The following is a 19,162-nucleotide window of genomic DNA, read 5'->3' on the forward strand; positions in this document are numbered from 1 at the left end:
ATTCCTAGCGGAGCTATTTTTCTCACTTTCTCTTAACCAGCTGTTCACATTTCTTTAAAATTCTTATTCTAGAGAATAGCACAAAAAACACCGAATGAGTATCACTAATTGTGAAAAAATTCATAATATCCTAAAAGTATGATTTTTAAAATTCGTGTGACTACTTAAGGACAAAAATAAAGAGGAAGAAATCATATTCTTCCTCGCTTTTGTTTAGATATTTATCATAATCACAATATTTACGACCTGATCTTTTACGATCTGTTCTTTTTTCCTGATCTCTGCCTTGATTGGAAGTAAATAAGTTCCTTGTTTGGTATCAAACCAGATGGCCGTTCGCCATTCACTTTTTCCGATTTGAGCTATCACTTTCATGCGACCCCAGCCCTCCTCTAACTCCTTGAACAGTTTTCTAATCTCAAAGGAAAGTTCCTTTGGGAGTATAACTAACATCCAGCCAGGCATCTCTGGTGAAGAAGAATGATGACAGACCTTTGCTGAAAACTGATAGTTAATCCCTGGTTCCTTCATAGGCGAAACACCCCTTCTTTGTCTTTGAGAAAAGTGTAGCATAACTAATGCGACAACCGGTGTCAGTTTTCTACAAAAAAGCGACGCCGAAACAGCATCGCTTTTTTATGACTATATTGTTGTTGCTTTAAAAACTTCTTCTGAGGCATGAACAGCACCAGTTTTTTCTAAGACATGGGTTGCAACATCATTCATGTTTGTAATCAATACCATCATTGATGTACCTTTTCCAGCTTGTTTGATTTCGGCCAAATCAACAGAAGCGATCTGTGTTTCAGGCGTAACTGTTTGCCCCTCTTTTGTCAACACTTCAAATGGTTTTCCATCTAACTCAACCGTATTGATGCCCATGTGTAACAAGACCTCTAATCCGCTGTCTGTCGTAATACCGATCGCGTGTTTTGTTGGGAAAATTGTTGAAACTTTTCCGGCAACAGGCGAGAATATCGCACCATCCGTTGGTTCAACAAAATAGCCTTCTCCCATCATTTTCTCAGCAAAAACAGGATCTGCCGCCTCTTCTAATGGATGCACCGAACCTTGTGCTACTGCCGTGAAAATATTTGTTGTATGAGCAGCTACCGGTGTGTCAACCAATTCATTTGTTTCAACAACTGTTGTTTCTGCTAGCTTTTGCTCAGCCAGCTTATCTTTAGGAATACCGAAGAAATAAGTTGCTACAAAACCACCAGCATAAGCCGCTAACAAACCTAGAACATACCCCCACCAGCGACCATTCGCGATCAATGGGATCAACGCGACACCCGAAGGTCCGATTGCAATTGCTCCGATTCCTCCAAGTGCCCCTAAGACACCACCACCAATTCCTCCACCAATACAAGCAGTAATGAAGGGACGTCCTAACGGCAACGTTACCCCGTAAATTAATGGTTCTCCAATACCTAAAATCCCCACAGGTAAAGCACCCTTGATCATTTCAGTTAACTCTTTGTCCTTACGTAATTTCATCCAAAGAGCAAAAGCCGCACCTACTTGTCCTGCCCCAGCCATAGCTAAGATCGGTAACAATAATGTTTTACCAGTTTCGCCGATCATTTGAATATGGATCGGTGTAAGAATCTGATGCAAGCCAAACATAACCATTGGCAAGAACAATGCACCTAAGACAAAACCAGAAAATGCTCCACCGACTGATAGCACCCAGTTGATTCCGCCTACCATACCATTAGAAATAAATCCTGCTAAAGGCATGATCAAGAAAATTTCTAATAGACCGATCACTAATAAGGAAAGCATTGGCGTTATGATAATATCCACCGCATCAGGAATAATTTTGTGTAATTGCTTCTCAACAATCGATAACAACCAAACGGCAAAGATTACACCGATAATCCCGCCTTGACCAGCCGCTAAAGCATCACCTGTAAACAAGTTCTTGATCGGCGCTTCAGGATTCATTCCTGTTAACAATACGACAGCTCCGATAACTCCACCCAGTGTTGGGTTCGCACCGAAGACTTGTGCAGAATTTACACCTGTGAAAATAACTAGATAAGTAAACATTCCGTTTTTCAGTATGTTCATGACATCAATAATTTGTTGCCAATTCGCTGCATCAATCGTTCCGGCAGTTACTAAGTTCGTCAAAATCGCTGCAATCCCTGCAACTAAACCTGACCCCACAAACGCTGGAATCATCGGAACGAAAATGTTAGAAATATCTTTTAAAACTGCTTTGAAGGGAGAGTTCTTTTGCTTGGCTTTTTGTGCCGCCTTCATTTCTGCTGCCTTTGCATTGACTTTATCTTTACCAGAGCCTTGAGGGATTTCCTCACCAAGTCCGACACCGGCCATATCGACCATTTCTTTTGCGACCTTATTGACTTTTCCTGGACCGATGATGACTTGTAACTGCTCATCATCAACCACACCTAAGACACCTGGAATATTCTTCAATTTAGCCTGATCGACCTTACTATCATCACGAACGCTCATCCGCACGCGAGTCATGCAATGAACGACACTTTGGACATTCTCCATTCCGCCTGCACCAGCATATATTTTTTTAGCAATTTGGTTCAAGGTTAATTCATCTTTCGCCATTGTTCTTCCCTCCTAAATTGTCTTTTTAACAAATCCGTCAGCTCGGATTAGTTTCTCAGCGGCTTCTTCTTTAGAACTATCTGTCAAAATCATCACGATCGCTAATTTTACATTTTGTTCGGCTTCTGCAAAATAATGTGCTGCCGTTTCATAGTCAGCCTCCGTTGCTTGCATGATAATCCGTTTTGAACGTTCGACTAATTTTTCATTAGTTGGCTTCACGTCTACCATTAAGTTGTTATAGACCTTACCAATTCCAATCATGCTAATAGTTGAAATCATGTTCAAGATTAATTTTTGTGCTGTTCCTGATTTCAAACGAGTAGAGCCTGTTAAGAACTCTGGTCCGCAATCGACCTCAATTGGCAGATCCGCATGTTTACTGATCTCAGCACCTTTATTACAGGAAATTGTTCCAGTGGCAGCTCCGATTGAACGAGCATAATCTAATCCGCCGATGACATAAGGTGTCCGGCCGCTGGCAGCGATTCCGATAACCATGTCATTTTCAGTCAAATGCAAATCTTTTAAATCCTGTGCACCTAAGTCTGCGTCGTCTTCTGCTCCTTCAACAGCTACTGTCATAGCCTGTTCCCCACCTGCGATCAAGCCAACAACCATTTCTGCCTCAACACCGAAAGTTGGTACACATTCTGCCGCATCCAAAACGCCTAAACGTCCGCTGGTTCCTGCGCCCATGTAAATCAAACGGCCATCCTTTTTGAAGGCGGTGATTGTTGCTTCAATTACTTTTTCAATTTGTGGTAATTGTTCTGCTACTGCATCTGGTACATTATGATCTTCCTGATTCATCAATTGCACGGCTTCTGCCACACTCATTTCATCTAAACCAAAAGTTGTTTCATTACGTCGTTCTGTTGTTAAGTTTTCTAAATTAATCATTCTTTTCCACACTCTCTATATAAAATTTCTGTCCTGCTTTAATATGATTTATTAAAGCCTGATCCTCAGCGATCACCTGTCCTACAACGTTTACTTTCTCATCGGCAGGCAGTGCTCGCTTCACAATTTGAATTTCCCCCATGTAGCGCAAATACTTAGCATTATCAATCGTTACAGCACCAACATCCCTTTTCCTAACCGATAGCGGCTCGACATTCGGGATTTTTTTGAATCGAGCTTCAGCACTGCGAATGACATCTCGAGCTTCATCTTGACGATTGATGTGTGTACCTAAAACATACTCAATTTGCTTATCAAATGCTTCCACTCTTAGTTTTAGCGCTTCTTCTTTTATATAGAAAGAAAATTGTCTTAAGACCTCTTTTGATAACCCGCTGTCACCGATATAAACTTTATCAGTTTCGTTTGATAAATCTAAAGCTGCTGCTAAAGGATGCATTCCGCGATGCTCTTCCAGAGTTGGGAGTCCTCGGTACAGTGGACCGCGCAGCTTTTCATCACCTGGAACAAACCCTTGAATCGTAAATCCATAAGCCTTCAACCATTGGTTTTTCTCGTGATACCAATCCTTGTCTAAAGCGGTTTCAGGTCTTGGATAATAGTTGTGCCAAGCTTCTAGATGATCAAAGTCCGCATTTGCTTCACGTAATTCTTGGATGTCTATCTCAGTAATCGTCGAAGCATTCAATGCAATGGTCATTTCTTGAGACAATTCAGCAATCTGTTGATTACTAATGTGATAATCCATTCGTAATCCTGTCACACCAATTTCTTTAAGCTCTCTCAAATGCTTAAAGGAAAAACCTGCGCGATCCAACGCTTCACCAGAGATATCAACCATCAACTCTAATTGATAGGTTTTGGCGATAGATCCTAAATCAGTCAAGCGCTTACGATATTGCGATGCATCATCTTCCGGGATATGCAAGGACGTGAAAATACCAGAAAAACCGTATTCTGCCATTTCCTTTATATACTGTGTTGTATCCCTTGTTAATCCTTCATTTAAGAAAATTGAAAATCCAAACATCAGCTTCCTCCTTTTGGCTAGGAAAATATCTGTTTCTTAAGTTGTCTTACAGTCTTGTTTTACAGGAGATTCTAAAATCATCACTCCCTGTGAAAACCATTTCAACTTTATGAAGTGATTATAAACGCTAACAATATAAAATGCAACACTATTTCATAGTTAATTTTATATTGATGAAATATCATTTCGTGATTGAGCGCCTAATCCGTCTTTTTACGGCTTTTTATGTATACTAGTCAATGGAACTTGAAAGGGGAATTATAGATATGAAAATCGCAATTGCTGGAGCAGGTGCTATGGGGAGTCGCATCGGATTGATGCTTCATCAAGCTGGCAATGAGGTCATTTTAATTGATCGCTGGCCGGATCATATTAACGCTATACGTGAAAAAGGATTGATCGGAGAATTTGAAGATCATGAGGTAATTGCTCATCTGCCGATTTATTCACCTGAAGAAATCGTAGAGGATCATGCCAATGTTGATTTAGTCGTTGCTTTAACCAAATCGATGCAGCTTGAAGCAATGTTTCAGGATATACAGCCAATCATCGGTAAAAGCACGTTCGTCTTTTGCCTATTAAATGGTTTGGGACATGAAGAAACTCTGTCAAAATTCGTGCCAAAAGAAAATATTTTTTTTGGTACAACCACTTGGACAGCTGGTCTATCCGGTCCTGGTCATGCAAAACTTGTCGGGACAGGTAGTATCGAAATGGAAAATTTAGATCCGAAAGGAAAGGCTTTTACTTTGAAGGTCTTGGAAGTTTTTCAAAAAGCAAAACTAAATCCCATCTATAGTAATAATGTGCGCTATTCTATTTGGAAAAAGGCTTGTATCAATGGTACTCTGAATGGATTATGTACAATTTTAGATTGTAATATCGCTGAGTTTGGTTCACTAAGTGTAGCTAGAAATTTCATTGAAACAATTGTCGGTGAGTTTGCCGCAGTCGCTAAAGCTGAAGGAATTGAACTAAATCAAGCACAAGTCATTCAAGCGATCGAAGCCACTTATGATGTCAAAACACAAGGATTGCATTTTCCATCAATGTATCAGGACTTGATTCGCAATCATCGGAAAACAGAGATTGACTATATCAATGGTGCCGTTTGGCAAAAAGGCAAGAACTATCAAATCGATACACCCTACTGTGCCTTTTTGACTCAACTGATCCATGCCAAAGAAGAATTGTTGAATACAAAATAAAAAAGCGCCTTTGCGCTTTTTTATTTTGAGTCCATATTTCTATTTTCTTCCAATAAAGAATGAAACCACTGCAACAACAATCACAGCACCAATAATAGAAGGAACCAGTGCCATACCTGCTAAGCTAGGGCCCCATGAGCCAAGTAAGGCTTGACCAATTGCAGAACCTACTAAACCGGCAACAATATTAGCGATCCATCCCATTGAACCACCTTTTTTAGTAATTGCTCCAGCGATTACACCGATCAATGCGCCAATAATTAATGTCCATAACCAACTCATTCTTCTCTCCCTCTTTCTATATAAAATAATTACTCTTTTATGTTACAAATAAGATTCCTTTTTTCCTATTATCTTGCTTGAAAATCAATAGTTTACTTTTATTAAACACTATAAAAACACTATAGAATCAGCATTTATGGCTATTTCGTTACTAATTTCATAAATTTCCTAAGCTGAGAAAAAATTGAAAGGAAAAACAGTAAAGTATTAGAAAATGAAGATTTTCAACTGATTTAATTAACGAAAAAAGTTTTAACCGCTTATTTGATCAAATTTCGTTTAATTTAGCTTATAAAATAACTAACACTAGCCATTTATAGCTGCTAAATGAAAATAAAATGAAATATTTTTCATGAAAGTAGAATTGTCAGAATATTTTGGTATTATAGTCAAATAATTATCAGAATATTTCAAATCTACAAACTATTCTATCTATTATTGAAACGAGGCATTCTAATGGAAAATAAATTACAAAAACAAATGACCTCTCGTCACATCATGATGTTGGCGTTAGGCGGCGCGATTGGCGCAGGATTATTCAAAGGCAGCGGAGAGGCGATCGGAATTGCTGGTCCTTCCGTAATCCTGGCCTTTCTACTAGGCGGTTTAGTTCTCTTTATTGTGATGAATGGACTGGGACGTTTAGTCTTGGACAGCGACAATGTTCAAGGTTTGTCAGGAATCATCAAACCTTTCCTTGGCGAAAGAACGGCTGATTTTATTGATTGGTTGTACTGGTCCTTATGGATGGTCAATATTATCGCTGAAGCAGTTGCGGCAGCAAGCTTTATGCAGCTGTGGTTTCCACACGTTCCCTCTTGGGTATTTGTGCTAATCCTAGCTCTGCTGACTACGTTAATCAATTTGTACTCTGTTCGACTATTTGCAGAAACAGAGTATTGGTTAGCTTTCATCAAAATCGCTGTTATTATAATTTTGATCGTTTTTAGCGCTTATTTAGTCGGACGTGAGATTTTTGATATTGGTTTTGTCGATACGATATCTCGCATGAACAGTCACGGTGGCTTCACACCTCATGGATTAAACGGTCTTGTCAATTCTCTTCTCGTCGTAATTTATTCTTATGGCGGTTCTGAATTGATCGCAATTACTGTTAGTGAAACAGAGAATCCTAAAACAGCAATCCCTAAAGCCATCAAAGGTGTAATGGGAAGAATTATCTCTTTTTATATTGTGCCGATGGTCTTGCTTTTGATTATCTATCGTTGGGATACTTTGGCGTCAACTACTGCTAGCCCGTTCGTGATGGTCTTTCAAAAAATGCATATTCCGTTTGCTACTGACATTGTAAACTTTGTAATTGTGTTAGCTCTATTTTCTTCGATCAACTCAGGCGTCTACGCTTCTTCTAGAACGCTATACTTCCGAGTGAAAGAAAATGCCGGCTTTACTTCAAAGTTAGCTGTTTTGAATAAGCATCAAGTACCTCAACGTGCCGTTTTATTCTGTACAGGTACTCTTTACCTTGGAGTCATCTTGTCCTATTTTCTAGGAAATCAATTGTTTAATTATTTGGTGGGTTCACTATCGTATTCCGTTTTATTAACTTGGTTATTAATCAGTGTGGCAGCTTTTGTATTGGCCTTAAAAAAAGGGACGAAAGCCGAAAAATTCTTTAGTGGATTAGTAATCCTCGTTTTGGGATTAATCTTCGTTGGCATTCTGATGAATAATCCAATTGGAGTAACACTTTTTACCGCATGTATCTACTTAGTCATTCTTTTCAGCTATCGTAAAAAACAGTCAGCTACAGTTTCTGAACACATCTAAAACTTGTCGTATCGATCTATTCTGGATCGATGCGACTTTTATTTTACACGTTATGGAAAGCACGCTTTACATAAACAACATTATGCTTTATACTATAAATGTAAAGCAAACTTTCCTTAATCAAATACTTTATAGATTGTTCCTTTACGGGAGGAGGAAGAATAATGAAGAAGACAAAAGAACTATTGATCACTCTAGTAGGTGTGGTGTTGATCGGTGTAGGTTTCTACTTAATAAAAACAGTTGATAATTCTCAAGGTATTATGAAAACTTTACCTTATCTTTGCATCGGATTAGGATGCGGTTTATTTGGAAATGGAATCGGAGACTTCGTCAGTAAAAAAACAATCGAAAAAAATCCCAAACTAGCTAAGCAAGTTGAAATCGACACGAAAGATGAACGAAACGTAATGATCGGGAATATGGCCAAAGCAAAAGGTTTCGATATTATGTTGTACATTTACTCTGCGTTATTATTAACCTTCGCTTTAATGGGCATCTCCTTTAACGTCATAATTCCGATGGTTATCGCCTACCTTTTCGTTATTGGGTACTATCTATATCACCTCACAAAAATTCAAAAAACGCTTTGATTCACTTAAATGCAAAAAACGAGCAGGATACTGAGTTCCGCTCGTTTTTCTATTGGAATGAAATTTCTTTTTTATTGATTTACATATACAAAAAAGACGACCTTCATGATCGCCTTCAATAAAAAATTATTTTTCTTCACTGCCCATGAATTTCGCAACAAATGCAGCAATCACAGCTCCTAATGTTGGTGCTAGTAAGTATACCCAATAGTGTGATAAAGCACTGCCGCCAGCAAAAATAGCTGGTCCTAAACTACGAGCAGCATTCAATGACCCACCAGTTAAATTTAAAGCAACGATAATCAAGAATGCTAACGTGATACCGATGGCTAACGGAGCCATTTGAGCATTGCCGTATTTTTCACTCGTCACCATTAAGATTACGAATACGAATAGGAAAGTGATTAATGTTTCTACACCAAATGCTTGAGCAGCACTGATGTTAGGAAAATCCGTTTGACCAAAGCCGTCGCTAGGTAATTTTAGCGCATGAACATAAATAGATAAAATTGCTGAAGCTACAATCGAACCTAATGCTTGGGCGATGATATAAAAAATCCCATCCTTCACTTCTAGACGTTTGTTGATCATCATTGCAATAGATACACCAGGATTGAAGTTTCCTCCTGAAATCCCCCCCACAGCATACGCCATAATCGTGATCGCCAAACCAAAAGCTAAACCAATCGTCAGCGTGCCACCTTTAGCAACAACGACTGTACCAGTTCCTAGAAAAACTAGCATAAAGGTACCTAGAAATTCTGCTAAGTATTTCTTCATTTTCATAACACATCCTTTACAAAAATCATTGAGACTCAAGTTTAGTTAATTCCCAATTTTTTGTAAAGCGATAAGAATAGCCTCTTATTTTTTTCTCTTTTTTGCTAATTAACTGAAATTTTTTTTAGATAAAAAGCGTTATTTCATTAATTTTCACAATACAATGAAAGTCAATGAAAATAGAAAATCCCTCGAAAATTCGAGGGATGCACTTGCTAGACCAATTCAACTTCTACATCGATGTTTCCACGCGTTGCTTTTGAATAGGGACAAAATTCGTGTGCTTCTTCAATAATTTTTTGAGCTTCTTCTTTTTCTACTCCAGGTAATGAAGTTTCCAAAATCACTCCGATTTGATAACCGCCGTCATCTAGTTGATACAAGGACACACGTGCCTTGACTTCTGCATCTGACTCAAGATTATGTTCCTTCAACATATGATGAACTGCACCGTTGAAACAAGAAGCGTAACCCGCCGCAAAAAGTTGCTCAGGGTTTGTTCCTTCTGCGTGAATAGAAGGTGGCTCAATCTTCATTTTCATACTACCGTTTGGCGCTTGAACATCGCCAGTACGCCCGCCGTGGTTAATCATTGCTGTTTCATACATTTTTTTCAAAAAGCATCAGTCCTTTTCTTCTTCTTGATTAATAGTCTACGCGTTATTACTTGATGATACAAAGATATTGCTCAAAACTTGAATGTTTTAATTCAACAAAGATGCATTTTTGGTAAAAATGACAAATTATTTGTAAACGATTACAATAAAATTGTTTAGTGTTATAATTTATTACGAAGGGAGGTTTGTCGTTGAAAAAAATTTTTTCGATTTATCTCGTTACATCGTTCTTGCTTGTTGGGTGCAATCGTGGTCCATCACAGGAATCTAATAAAAGTTCTACCAGTGAAGCGAGTACAACAGAAAGCTCAGAACGTAGTAAAGGCTCATCAAGCTTCACATATTCAGCAGCATCCTTGTCCGGTAGTTCAAGTAGCCAGTTATTTTCTTCTGAATCCACATCTACTAAACAGTCTGAGGTGGATAGCGTTACTGCTGATGAATTCGGTGGGTATGCGACCTTCTATTTTAATGGTATCAATGTACCTGATTCAATAAATATTAATACGAACACAAACCAAATCACTTTCAATGCTGATACCAATAATGAGACCGTTTATAATTTTATGATGCAAGATGTCCCAGTAAAATCAATCCGATTATTTTCAGCAGAGACAAATGAAATTCGAACAGTTGAGGTGAGTACCATGCTTTCAATTGGTGTTCAGATATCTGGTGCAACAAATAGAAACTATCAATCTGGAAATCTATACTTATTTCATAATAAACATGGCAGACTTTCTTTAGCTACACCGAATTATGCTGGAAACGTCTCAGCAGACCAATCAGATGTTATGCTAGAAGTTCTACAATAGAATACATTTATTATTGCCAGCCGAGCATTTCAATAGCTCGGCTTTTTTAGCCTCACTGTTAAAAGCATCATTTAGTTAGTTGCTCCTTCAGCAAACAGAAAGGAACGATTGAAATAAGCGCAAAATCTTAATGCTACATCATTTAATTCGTATTTTTTAAACTACCCCTCACATATAAAACAAGGTTCTCTCATTCCGTGATAGAAGTAAAAATATGTTCATTTCATTATTGTTTTCACGCTTCACTGTGATCGAAAAAATGTTCCTTTAAGCAAAAAAAAAGAGAGACCTGAAATCAGATCTCCCTTTGAATAATCAAAAGTGATTATTTTAATGTTACAGATGCGCCAACTTCTTCTAAAGCAGCTTTAAGTGCTTCAGCGTCTTCTTTAGATACATCTTCTTTAACTGGTGCAGGAGCGCCATCAACTACAGCTTTAGCTTCTTTCAAGCCAAGACCAGTTGCTTCACGAACTGCTTTGATAACTTTAACTTTTTGATCGCCAACAGCTGTTAATTCAACAGTAAATTCTGTTTGTTCTTCAGCAGCAGGACCTGCAACAGCGCCAGCAGCAGCTACAGGAGCAGCAGCAGTTACGCCAAATTCGTCTTCGATAGCTTTAACTAAGTCGTTTAATTCTAAGATTGTCGCGCCTTTAAGTTCTTCGACAATGTTTTCAATGTTCAATGCCATTTTAAATTTCCTCCGTTTAGGTAAGTTTTATTAGTTTATATTTTATGCAGCGATTAAGCTACTTCTTCTTCTTTTTCTGCGACTGCTTTCACAGCGTAAGCCACGTTGCGGACTGGCGCTTGAAGGACAGATAATAGCATAGAAAGAAGTCCATCGCGGTTCGGTAGTTTTGCAAGAGCAGTAATTTCTTCGATAGAAGCTACTTTTCCTTCAATGATACCGCCTTTGATTTCTAGTTTGTCAGCTTTACTAGCGAACTCGTCGATAATTTTAGCTGGAGCAACTACATCCTCATTACTAAATGCTACTGCAGTAGGTCCTGAGAATACTTCTTCTAATCCGTTCAAGCCAGCTTTTTCAGCAGCACGAACCAAGATAGAATTTTTGATAACTTTCATTTCAACGTTAGCGTCGCGTAGTTGTTTACGTAATTCAGTCACTTGTTCTACTGTTAAACCACGGTAATCAACGATAACGGCTGAAGCTGCTGCGCTGAATTTTTCAGTGACTTCATCAACGATAGCGGCTTTTTTAGCGATTGCTACTTCACTCATTATATATTTCACCTCCTGATTTTGATGGAAGAGTTTTTGAGCTACGGAAGAACTTCAGGCAGGTTGTCTCTTTTATAAGGAAACTCCTCTCCCTGCGGTCGACCAGTGCTGTTCAACATCGGCTCAGTCGGGAAAAACGCCCGCCAATCACCGTGTTAAACATGCAAAAAAAACTCCATGCCACCGTAGACATAGAGGGACTATTGAATGTTCTCAATAAACGTCCTCGGTAGGAAATTAAGACTTGCGTCACCTACTGTCTTCGGTACAGTTAATATTTAACCTCGACTAACTTACCATAGATAAGCTAGCCGAGTCAAGTACTTTTCTAAAATTAATTAGATAGCAGTTTGTTCAACATGGATACCAGGTCCAAATGTTGTTGTCATTGAAATGTTTTTAATGTATTGACCTTTAGCAGTCGCAGGTTTTGCTTTTACTAAAGTTTCGTTGATTGTGTTAAAGTTTTCAACCAATTTCGCATCGTCGAATGATACTTTACCGATTGGCACATGAACGTTACCAGCTTTATCAACACGGTACGTTACTTTACCAGCTTTAACTTCTTCAACCGCTTTTGTAACATCCATTGTTACAGTACCAGTTTTAGGGTTAGGCATTAAACCTTTTGGTCCAAGCACACGACCTAATTTACCAACTGTAGCCATCATATCAGGTGTCGCTACAACAACGTCGAAGTCGAACCATCCACCTTGGATTTTTGCAACCATGTCGTCGTCGCCAACGAAATCAGCGCCAGCAGCTTCAGCTTCTTTTGCTTTTTCGCCTTTAGCGAATACTAAAACAGTTTGAGTTTTACCAGTTCCGTTTGGAAGCACAACTGCTCCACGGATTTGTTGGTCTGCTTTTTTAGGATCAACGTTCAATTTGTAAGCAACTTCAACCGTTGCGTCAAATTTTGCGAAGTTAATTTCTTTTGCTAATGCTACTGCTTCCGCAACTGGGTAAGCTTTAGTAGTATCAACTTTTTTTAATGCATCTTGCATTTTTTTGCTCTTTTTAGCCATTTTGTTTCCTCCTTGATGTGGTTATAACGGTAGAACCTCCCACGTGTTCCGTATCTTTAGATAGGGAGCCAACTGAGAAGCTACTTTCTTGGGTACATCGACAATTATTCGACAGTGATACCCATGCTTCGTGCAGTTCCTTCAACCATGCGCATTGCTGACTCAACGTTAGCAGCGTTTAGGTCTTGCATTTTCAACTCAGCGATTTCTTTTACTTGATCGCTAGTAACTTTTGCAACTTTGTTTTTGTTTGGTTCGCCTGATCCTTTTTCGATCTTCGCTGCTTTTTTCAATAATACGGCAGCTGGCGGTGTTTTTGTGATGAATGTAAATGAACGGTCTTCATATACAGAGATCACAACTGGAATGATCAAACCTGCTTGATCAGCTGTACGAGCATTGAATTCTTTTGTGAATCCCATGATGTTGATACCCGCTTGACCTAGTGCAGGACCTACTGGGGGAGCTGGTGTTGCTTTCCCTGCAGGAATTTGCAATTTAACTAATTTTTCTACTTTTTTTGCCACGAGACATACCTCCTTGAGTCCGTGATGTGGTTAATTGGAGATCAAAATTTCTCCTCCCACTTTAAAACGTGTGCTCAAAGACACACTTTGGTATCATAGCAGAATTCTTCAACGAACGCAAGAAAAAAATTATCTATTCGAACTTTTCTGACAATAATAAAACGCTTCACAAACCCTTTAACTATTATGAGAATAACAAAATAAATTATTAATCTAACTATTTTCTGAAAGCGTATATGTTACACTATGGTCGACTTGATGAGGATTTTCATCGGATAATTTAGGGAGGCTTAAAATAATGGAAGTATTAAAATATCGAAGTGTTTTTGACATTATTGGTCCAGTGATGGTTGGACCAAGTAGCTCACATACTGCTGGTGCTGCACGAATTGGAAAAGTTTGCCGAATGATTTTCGGTGAGCGTCCGGACTCTGTAGAGTTTGATTTGTATGAATCTTTCGCTAAGACTTATCGTGGACACGGGACAGATATTGCTTTAGTAGGTGGAATTTTAGGAATGGAACCTGACGATCCTCGCCTATCTGATTCATTGAAAATTGCTCACGAACAAGGTATGGAAGTGCTATTCGTTCCCAAAAAAGAAATCGCCGATCATCCGAATACTGTTACCTTGCGCATGATTAAAGGTGATTTAGAGATGTCCGTTACTGGTGTTTCAATTGGTGGCGGGAATATCCAGATCACTGAAATGAATGGCTACAGCATCTCCCTTGGCATGGGGAATCCAACCTATATCATCATTAATAAGGATGTACCCGGTCTTCTTTCTCGTGTATCTACCATTTTTATGAAACACGGCTTGAATATCGGAAAAGTTACAATGACTCGCAAAACACGAGGCGAAAACGGCATTGTTTTGTTAGAAATTGATGATACACCAGATGATCCGGAAGGGTTAAGACAAGAGATTAAACGTGAAGACGATGTGCTGAGCGTTACTTATTTCAAATAGCATAGGAGGAATTGTCATGTTTTATTCAATCCAAGAGCTTGTAGAACAAGCACAGGATTATCCGACTGTCGGCGAATTGATGATCGCGACTGAAATGGAGTTAACTGATCGAACTCGTGAAGAAATCATTGCGTTAATGGAACGCAATCTAGAAGTAATGGAAAGTTCAATCGAGGAAGGCATTCAAGGAGTAACCTCCGTAACCCGGATTACTGGGGGCGATGCCAAACGTATGAACGATTATATCGAAAGCGGCAAATTCATGAGCGGCGAAACGATTTTAAAAGCCGTTCGTAACGGGATAGCGGTCAATGAAGTCAATGCTAAGATGGGCTTAGTTTGTGCCACCCCTACTGCTGGTAGCGCCGGCGTACTACCTGGTGTTTTAATGGCGGCACGAGAAAAACTAAATTTGACTCATGATGAACAGATTGATTTCCTATTTACAGCTGGTGCGTTTGGTTTAGTAATGGCAAATAATGCCTCAATCTCTGGCGCTGAAGGTGGCTGTCAAGCCGAGGTCGGTTCTGCCAGTGCTATGTCAGCTGCGGCTTTAGTTACTGCCAATGGCGGCACACCTGAAATGGCCGCAAATGCACTTGCTATTACCTTAAAAAATGTGATGGGGCTCATTTGTGATCCTGTTGCTGGTTTAGTTGAAGTTCCTTGTGTAAAACGAAATGCGATGGGGGCTTCTCAAGCATTTATCTCCGCAGATATGGCGTTAGCCGGCATCCGCAGCGTCATTCCACCGGATGAAGTGGTAGAGGCAATGTATAAGGTTGGGCGTGCAATGCCGCAAATCTTCAAAGAAACTGCAGAAGGCGGAGTAGCCACTACCCCAACTGGGTTGCGTCTACAAAAACAAGTCTTTGGCGAACCAGAAAAAGCGACCGTTTAAACAGATTAAAAGCAGCTGATTGCTAGTCAGCTGCTTTTGCTATTTCATCAATCCTTCGTGAATTTTATCTAAGTTCCACTTCATCATGCTATAGTAGCTATCCCCTGTCTTTCCTTTTTTAGCTAATGAATCAGTGAATAAATCGCTATAGATCGGCAGATTAACTTCTTTTGACAGTCGTTCCATACTGCGTCTATCAACACTCGTCTCAACAAACAATGATGGGACTTCCGATGCACGAACCTTTTCGACGATTTGTTTCATTTGTTCTGGTGTTCCCTGACTTTCCGTATTGATTTCCCATATATAAGCTGCAGTTAAATCATAAGCCTTTGAAAAATACTTAAAAGCTCCTTCACTGGTTACTAACAACTTTTTCTCACTGGGAATATCGGAAAATTTTTCTTTCGCTGAAGCATCTAGCTCTTTAAGCTTTTTAATGTAAGCTTCCGCATTTCTCTCGTAATTCAATCGATTATCAGGATCTTGATCGCTCAAAACAGCTTGGATTTGCTTCACATATAAAATCCCGTTAGTGATATCCAACCAAGCATGTGGGTCTTCTTGCTTACTGTTACTGGTCAGGTGAATTGGTTCAACTTCTTTACTGACTGCAAAATAGTCTTTATTCTCTTTTTTCTTAGCCGTGTCCATTAATTTGTCATACCAGCCATTACCTGTTTCTAAGTTCAGGCCGTTATAGAAAACAACATCTGCTTCGCTGGTTTTTTTTATATCTTTTGGTAACGGCTCGTACTCGTGCGGATCTGTCCCAACTGGTACGATACTGTGAACACTCACCTCATCTTTTCCGACCTCTTTGATCATATCTGCAATGATCGAATTTGTCGCGACTATAGATAGCTTCTTTGAGCTATTTTTCTCAACATGTTCACTACTCCGTGACCCACAGCCTGTGAGTAGAAGTAAACCGACCATACCTGCAAAAAAGATTTTTTTATGCTTCATACATACGTTCCTTTCTTACTTGTTGAATCAAGCCTTTACTTGGTGAAAATAAAAATGCTGCGATGAAAAAGACCGCCGCTGTCATCACAATCGTTGCGCCTGACGGAAGATTGTAACTATAGCTGAAATACAAACCGATGATCGCACTAAAAACACCAAATGCTGTTGATAAACCAACCATGATAGACAGCTTATTGGTTAACTGGTAGGCTGTAGCCGCTGGTGTGATCAGCATCGCAATGACTAAAATCGTACCAACTGTTTGCAATGACGTTACAGCGACTAATGTCAGCAGAAACATCAAGCCATAGTTAATCAAGCTGATATTCCAGCCATAAGATTGCGCCATCGTTGGAGCAAAGGAGGTTAGTTTTAATTGCTTATAAAATAGCAATACCGCTAAAACAACGATTATCATAACAAGCGCTGTCAGATACATATCTGAATCACGAACTGCTAAAACATTGCCAAAAAGAATATGATAAAGATCTGTTGCACTCCGAGCAAAAGAGATCAGAATGATTCCTAAAGCAAAAAAGGAACTAAAAACAATTCCGATCGCGGTATCATTTTTTAGACGACTATGTTTTCCGACAAAGCCGATCAATGCTGCTGAAAAAATTCCAAAAAAAGTCGCGCCAATGATATAACTGCTCCCTAACATATAGGAGATCGCTACCCCTGGTAAAACCGCATGAGAAATCGCATCTCCCATTAATGACATGCCTCTGAGAATGATAAAAGAGCCAATCACACCCGCAGATATGCCCACCATAATCGAGGTAATCAATGCGTTTTGTAAAAATTGGTATTCCATTAGTCCTTGAAAAAAATCATGAAGCAAAGTCCGCACCTCCCACTCTTAACATTTGTGTAATTTCACTGCCGTAAGTTCTTTCCATATTCTGCGATGTATAAGTTTGAGCGACTGGTCCAGACGCAATCAATCCTTTGTTCAATAAGATCACCTCATCAAAATAATCCGTTATCTTATGGAGATCATGGTGGACGATCACGATCGATTTTCCTTCATCCCGCAATTCCTTAAGTAATTCGATAATAATTTTCTCACTAGTTGCATCAATCCCGGCAAAGGGCTCATCTAATAAAATCCATTCCGCCTTTTGCGCCAGTGCTCGTGCAATAAAGACTCTTTGTAGCTGTCCGCCCGATAGCTCACTAATTTGCCGTCCTGCATATTCAGACAGTCCAACCTTCCTCAAGCATTCTAGGGCAAATGTCTTCTCTTTTTTTCCTGGGCGTTGAAATATTTTTAAATGCGGATAGGTCCCGAATAAAACTACCCCAAAAACATCAATAGGAAAACTCAAATCAATGTCTTGACGCTGCTCTACATAGGCAATTTTTTCCCGCTGTTTATTAAGTGGCTCAGTGCCATAATAAATTCTGCCTGATTGTATTTTAATCAATTGCAGTACCCCTTTCATTAAGGTAGATTTTCCGGCACCATTAGGCCCGACGATTCCTGTTAATTTCCCAGCAGATAGTTCCAAATTCACATGCTCCAATGCAATCTTCCCGCGATATGCAACCGAAAGATTTTCGATACGAATCGTTTCCATTTCTATCCCTCTTTTCTATTTTAGGCTAACCTAATATTTTAGTTAATGATAAGCTAAAAAGAAGGCGTATGCAAGAAAAAAGAAAAAAACTTCACCAAGAAGAGGTTTTTCTTGGTGAAGCTTTCATACTAATTATTTTGTATCATGTAGTCTTGTATTTTTTACTTCATTGATCGTTTTAGTTCCAGCAAGTTGCATTGTGATGGAAAGCTCTTTGTTCAAATGATCAAAAACTGATTTCACACCTTCAGCACCGCCTAAATTTAACCCGTAAATGACTGGTCGACCGATTGCTACTAGGTCAGCCCCACTGGCCAAAGCCTTGAAGACATGTTCACCGCGACGAACACCGCTATCAAATACGATCGGTACACGCTTGTTTACAACGCCAGCGATCAATGGCAATACGTCAAATGATGCCGGTCCGCCATCTAGTTGACGACCCCCATGATTTGAAACCCAAATCCCGTCAGCTCCAGCTGCGATGGCAACTTCGGCATCTTCTGGTGATTGAATCCCCTTCACGAAAACTGGCAAGCTAGTTAAGTCTTTGATTTTCTTGATATCTTCAGGTACTAAACCTTGTTTAGCCGCTGCATAGATTTCTGCGATTCCTTTTCCTTCGCCATCTCCGCTAGCACTTTTAGCGCTATAAGCAGCTAAGTTAGGCATTGGAAGCGGAAATTGGAATTTGTTAACGATATCTTCTTCGCGATATCCACCAAGCGTAGAATCTGCTGTTAGGATAATAGTTTTTGCTCCAGCTTTAACAGCTTTTTCTAAGATGAACGCATTAAAGCCATCATCTTTACTCATATACAATTGGAAAAATTGAGGAGCGTTGGGTGCTGCGGCCGCCGCATCTTCAATCGTTGTATTAGCATAGGTACTAATCGAAAAGATCGATCCGGCAGCAGCCACTCCTTTAGCGGTATCCGCTTCACCTTTTTCATGAGCTAATCCTTGTGCAGCTGATGGCGCTTGGATAATTGGAGTTGCCAAATCCATGTCCCAAAGTTTCGTACTTAAGTCAGCATGATCAATTCCTCGTAATACCCGAGGCATAATTGTTTTTTTATTAAATGAAGAGGTGTTTTCTTTCATTGTCCATTCATCTTCAGAACCGCCGCGAATATAACCAAACGCACCTTTTTCCATGCGTTCTTTCACCCGACCTTCGAGTGAAGCAATATTCACGATTTCAATTGGATGTTCTTCGTTACTTGCTTGATAAGTCATGATAAATCCTTCTTTCTTTTTAATACAAGAATTATCATAATACTCTTACAAAAAGTAAG

At 39.4% G+C, this 19,162-nt stretch carries 21 protein-coding genes and 1 other annotated feature; of the genes, 6 read left to right on the top strand and 15 right to left on the bottom strand.

Annotated elements, in window-relative coordinates:
* Positions 1 to 213: 213 nt before the first annotated feature.
* From IGI52_RS08550 to IGI52_RS08565, 4 genes are all read right to left on the bottom strand, one after another.
* Positions 214 to 531: a DUF1905 domain-containing protein gene (locus tag IGI52_RS08550; protein WP_102871505.1), complete on the bottom strand. Its 318-nt coding sequence runs from the start codon at positions 529 to 531 to the stop codon at positions 214 to 216.
* 111 nt (positions 532 to 642) lie between these two features.
* Entirely contained in the window at positions 643 to 2,595 is a 1,953-nt protein-coding gene (locus IGI52_RS08555) for a glucose PTS transporter subunit IIA (protein ID WP_438781051.1), read from the bottom strand.
* A gap of 12 nt (positions 2,596 to 2,607) precedes the next feature.
* Positions 2,608 to 3,498 carry an N-acetylmuramic acid 6-phosphate etherase gene (murQ, locus tag IGI52_RS08560; RefSeq protein ID WP_016181538.1) on the bottom strand — a complete coding sequence of 297 codons (891 nt, stop codon included), beginning with the start codon at positions 3,496 to 3,498 and terminating at the stop codon, positions 2,608 to 2,610.
* On the bottom strand, positions 3,491 to 4,549 hold the full coding sequence (locus tag IGI52_RS08565) for a DUF871 domain-containing protein (protein WP_016181537.1): 1,059 nt from the start codon (positions 4,547 to 4,549) through the stop codon (positions 3,491 to 3,493). Before IGI52_RS08565 ends, murQ begins: the two co-directional genes overlap by 8 nt.
* 266 nt (positions 4,550 to 4,815) lie before the next feature.
* Here IGI52_RS08565 and IGI52_RS08570 point away from each other — a divergent pair, with 266 nt between their 5' ends.
* Entirely contained in the window at positions 4,816 to 5,757 is a 942-nt protein-coding gene (locus IGI52_RS08570; protein ID WP_438781052.1) for a 2-dehydropantoate 2-reductase, read from the top strand.
* Between the two features lie 39 nt (positions 5,758 to 5,796).
* Here the strand turns inward: IGI52_RS08570 and IGI52_RS08575 are convergent, their stop codons facing one another.
* Positions 5,797 to 6,039: a GlsB/YeaQ/YmgE family stress response membrane protein gene (locus tag IGI52_RS08575; RefSeq protein WP_016181535.1), complete on the bottom strand. Its 243-nt coding sequence runs from the start codon at positions 6,037 to 6,039 to the stop codon at positions 5,797 to 5,799.
* Between the two features lie 456 nt (positions 6,040 to 6,495).
* Here IGI52_RS08575 and IGI52_RS08580 point away from each other — a divergent pair, with 456 nt between their 5' ends.
* Positions 6,496 to 7,830: an amino acid permease gene (locus IGI52_RS08580; protein ID WP_102871509.1), complete on the top strand. Its 1,335-nt coding sequence runs from the start codon at positions 6,496 to 6,498 to the stop codon at positions 7,828 to 7,830.
* 164 nt (positions 7,831 to 7,994) lie between these two features.
* A complete protein-coding gene (locus IGI52_RS08585; protein ID WP_049218936.1) occupies positions 7,995 to 8,423 on the top strand; it encodes a DUF6442 family protein in 429 nt (142 codons plus the stop codon).
* Between the two features lie 126 nt (positions 8,424 to 8,549).
* Here the strand turns inward: IGI52_RS08585 and IGI52_RS08590 are convergent, their stop codons facing one another.
* Both IGI52_RS08590 and IGI52_RS08595 read right to left on the bottom strand, forming a co-directional pair.
* Positions 8,550 to 9,203 (bottom strand): MIP/aquaporin family protein, encoded by a 654-nt coding sequence (locus tag IGI52_RS08590; RefSeq protein ID WP_437177484.1) that lies wholly within the window; start codon positions 9,201 to 9,203, stop codon positions 8,550 to 8,552.
* A gap of 215 nt (positions 9,204 to 9,418) precedes the next feature.
* Positions 9,419 to 9,820, bottom strand: coding sequence for an organic hydroperoxide resistance protein (locus IGI52_RS08595; protein WP_016181531.1), 402 nt, complete (start codon positions 9,818 to 9,820; stop codon positions 9,419 to 9,421).
* Positions 9,821 to 10,011: 191 nt separating this feature from the next.
* On the opposite strand from IGI52_RS08595, the gene IGI52_RS08600 reads away from it, so the two are divergent.
* Positions 10,012 to 10,635: a hypothetical protein gene (locus IGI52_RS08600; RefSeq protein ID WP_102871511.1), complete on the top strand. Its 624-nt coding sequence runs from the start codon at positions 10,012 to 10,014 to the stop codon at positions 10,633 to 10,635.
* 325 nt (positions 10,636 to 10,960) lie between these two features.
* Here IGI52_RS08600 and rplL read toward each other — a convergent pair whose 3' ends face one another.
* From rplL to rplK, 4 genes are all read right to left on the bottom strand, one after another.
* Positions 10,961 to 11,329, bottom strand: coding sequence for a 50S ribosomal protein L7/L12 (gene rplL, locus IGI52_RS08605; RefSeq protein ID WP_016181529.1), 369 nt, complete (start codon positions 11,327 to 11,329; stop codon positions 10,961 to 10,963).
* 53 nt (positions 11,330 to 11,382) lie between these two features.
* Entirely contained in the window at positions 11,383 to 11,883 is a 501-nt protein-coding gene (gene rplJ / locus IGI52_RS08610; protein ID WP_102871512.1) for a 50S ribosomal protein L10, read from the bottom strand.
* Positions 11,884 to 12,040: 157 nt separating this feature from the next.
* Positions 12,041 to 12,167, bottom strand: a sequence feature (ribosomal protein L10 leader region).
* A gap of 54 nt (positions 12,168 to 12,221) precedes the next feature.
* A complete protein-coding gene (gene rplA, locus IGI52_RS08615) occupies positions 12,222 to 12,911 on the bottom strand; it encodes a 50S ribosomal protein L1 (RefSeq protein ID WP_016181527.1) in 690 nt (229 codons plus the stop codon).
* A gap of 104 nt (positions 12,912 to 13,015) precedes the next feature.
* On the bottom strand, positions 13,016 to 13,438 hold the full coding sequence (gene rplK / locus IGI52_RS08620; RefSeq protein WP_010739820.1) for a 50S ribosomal protein L11: 423 nt from the start codon (positions 13,436 to 13,438) through the stop codon (positions 13,016 to 13,018).
* A 298-nt stretch (positions 13,439 to 13,736) separates the two neighbouring features.
* Between rplK and sdaAB the strand changes: the two genes are divergently transcribed.
* Positions 13,737 to 14,411, top strand: coding sequence for an L-serine ammonia-lyase, iron-sulfur-dependent subunit beta (gene sdaAB / locus IGI52_RS08625; RefSeq protein ID WP_010746470.1), 675 nt, complete (start codon positions 13,737 to 13,739; stop codon positions 14,409 to 14,411).
* A gap of 16 nt (positions 14,412 to 14,427) precedes the next feature.
* Positions 14,428 to 15,312, top strand: a complete 885-nt coding sequence (sdaAA, locus tag IGI52_RS08630) for an L-serine ammonia-lyase, iron-sulfur-dependent, subunit alpha (protein WP_102871513.1) — start codon at positions 14,428 to 14,430, stop codon at positions 15,310 to 15,312.
* Positions 15,313 to 15,351: 39 nt separating this feature from the next.
* On the opposite strand, the gene IGI52_RS08635 is transcribed toward sdaAA, so the two are convergent.
* The 4 genes from IGI52_RS08635 to IGI52_RS08650 all read right to left on the bottom strand — a co-directional run bounded on the left by IGI52_RS08635 (position 15,352) and on the right by IGI52_RS08650 (position 19,103).
* Positions 15,352 to 16,281: a metal ABC transporter substrate-binding protein gene (locus IGI52_RS08635; RefSeq protein WP_438781054.1), complete on the bottom strand. Its 930-nt coding sequence runs from the start codon at positions 16,279 to 16,281 to the stop codon at positions 15,352 to 15,354.
* Positions 16,271 to 17,125 (bottom strand): metal ABC transporter permease, encoded by an 855-nt coding sequence (locus tag IGI52_RS08640; protein ID WP_438781055.1) that lies wholly within the window; start codon positions 17,123 to 17,125, stop codon positions 16,271 to 16,273. The genes IGI52_RS08635 and IGI52_RS08640 overlap by 11 nt, the downstream gene beginning before the upstream one ends.
* Positions 17,115 to 17,870 (bottom strand): metal ABC transporter ATP-binding protein, encoded by a 756-nt coding sequence (locus IGI52_RS08645; RefSeq protein ID WP_227132457.1) that lies wholly within the window; start codon positions 17,868 to 17,870, stop codon positions 17,115 to 17,117. The genes IGI52_RS08640 and IGI52_RS08645 overlap by 11 nt, the downstream gene beginning before the upstream one ends.
* 126 nt (positions 17,871 to 17,996) lie before the next feature.
* A complete protein-coding gene (locus IGI52_RS08650) occupies positions 17,997 to 19,103 on the bottom strand; it encodes a lactate oxidase (RefSeq protein ID WP_438781056.1) in 1,107 nt (368 codons plus the stop codon).
* Positions 19,104 to 19,162 lie beyond the last annotated feature (59 nt).

It is taken from the genome of Enterococcus sp. DIV0187 (assembly GCF_051713785.1).
GTDB lineage: Bacteria > Bacillota > Bacilli > Lactobacillales > Enterococcaceae > Enterococcus_A > Enterococcus_A avium.

What these genes read in the sequence shown, in the direction of transcription:
- IGI52_RS08550 (WP_102871505.1), bottom strand. Translation starts at nt 531, where the DNA reads ATGAAGGAACCAGGGATTAACTATCAGTTTTCAGCAAAGGTCTGTCAT.
- IGI52_RS08555 (WP_438781051.1), bottom strand. Translation starts at nt 2,595, where the DNA reads ATGGCGAAAGATGAATTAACCTTGAACCAAATTGCTAAAAAAATATAT.
- murQ (WP_016181538.1), bottom strand. Translation starts at nt 3,498, where the DNA reads ATGATTAATTTAGAAAACTTAACAACAGAACGACGTAATGAAACAACT.
- IGI52_RS08565 (WP_016181537.1), bottom strand. Translation starts at nt 4,549, where the DNA reads ATGTTTGGATTTTCAATTTTCTTAAATGAAGGATTAACAAGGGATACA.
- IGI52_RS08570 (WP_438781052.1), top strand. Translation starts at nt 4,816, where the DNA reads ATGAAAATCGCAATTGCTGGAGCAGGTGCTATGGGGAGTCGCATCGGA.
- IGI52_RS08575 (WP_016181535.1), bottom strand. Translation starts at nt 6,039, where the DNA reads ATGAGTTGGTTATGGACATTAATTATTGGCGCATTGATCGGTGTAATC.
- IGI52_RS08580 (WP_102871509.1), top strand. Translation starts at nt 6,496, where the DNA reads ATGGAAAATAAATTACAAAAACAAATGACCTCTCGTCACATCATGATG.
- IGI52_RS08585 (WP_049218936.1), top strand. Translation starts at nt 7,995, where the DNA reads ATGAAGAAGACAAAAGAACTATTGATCACTCTAGTAGGTGTGGTGTTG.
- IGI52_RS08590 (WP_437177484.1), bottom strand. Translation starts at nt 9,203, where the DNA reads ATGAAGAAATACTTAGCAGAATTTCTAGGTACCTTTATGCTAGTTTTT.
- rplL (WP_016181529.1), bottom strand. Translation starts at nt 11,329, where the DNA reads ATGGCATTGAACATTGAAAACATTGTCGAAGAACTTAAAGGCGCGACA.
- rplJ (WP_102871512.1), bottom strand. Translation starts at nt 11,883, where the DNA reads ATGAGTGAAGTAGCAATCGCTAAAAAAGCCGCTATCGTTGATGAAGTC.
- rplA (WP_016181527.1), bottom strand. Translation starts at nt 12,911, where the DNA reads ATGGCTAAAAAGAGCAAAAAAATGCAAGATGCATTAAAAAAAGTTGAT.
- sdaAB (WP_010746470.1), top strand. Translation starts at nt 13,737, where the DNA reads ATGGAAGTATTAAAATATCGAAGTGTTTTTGACATTATTGGTCCAGTG.
- sdaAA (WP_102871513.1), top strand. Translation starts at nt 14,428, where the DNA reads ATGTTTTATTCAATCCAAGAGCTTGTAGAACAAGCACAGGATTATCCG.
- IGI52_RS08635 (WP_438781054.1), bottom strand. Translation starts at nt 16,281, where the DNA reads ATGAAGCATAAAAAAATCTTTTTTGCAGGTATGGTCGGTTTACTTCTA.
- IGI52_RS08650 (WP_438781056.1), bottom strand. Translation starts at nt 19,103, where the DNA reads ATGACTTATCAAGCAAGTAACGAAGAACATCCAATTGAAATCGTGAAT.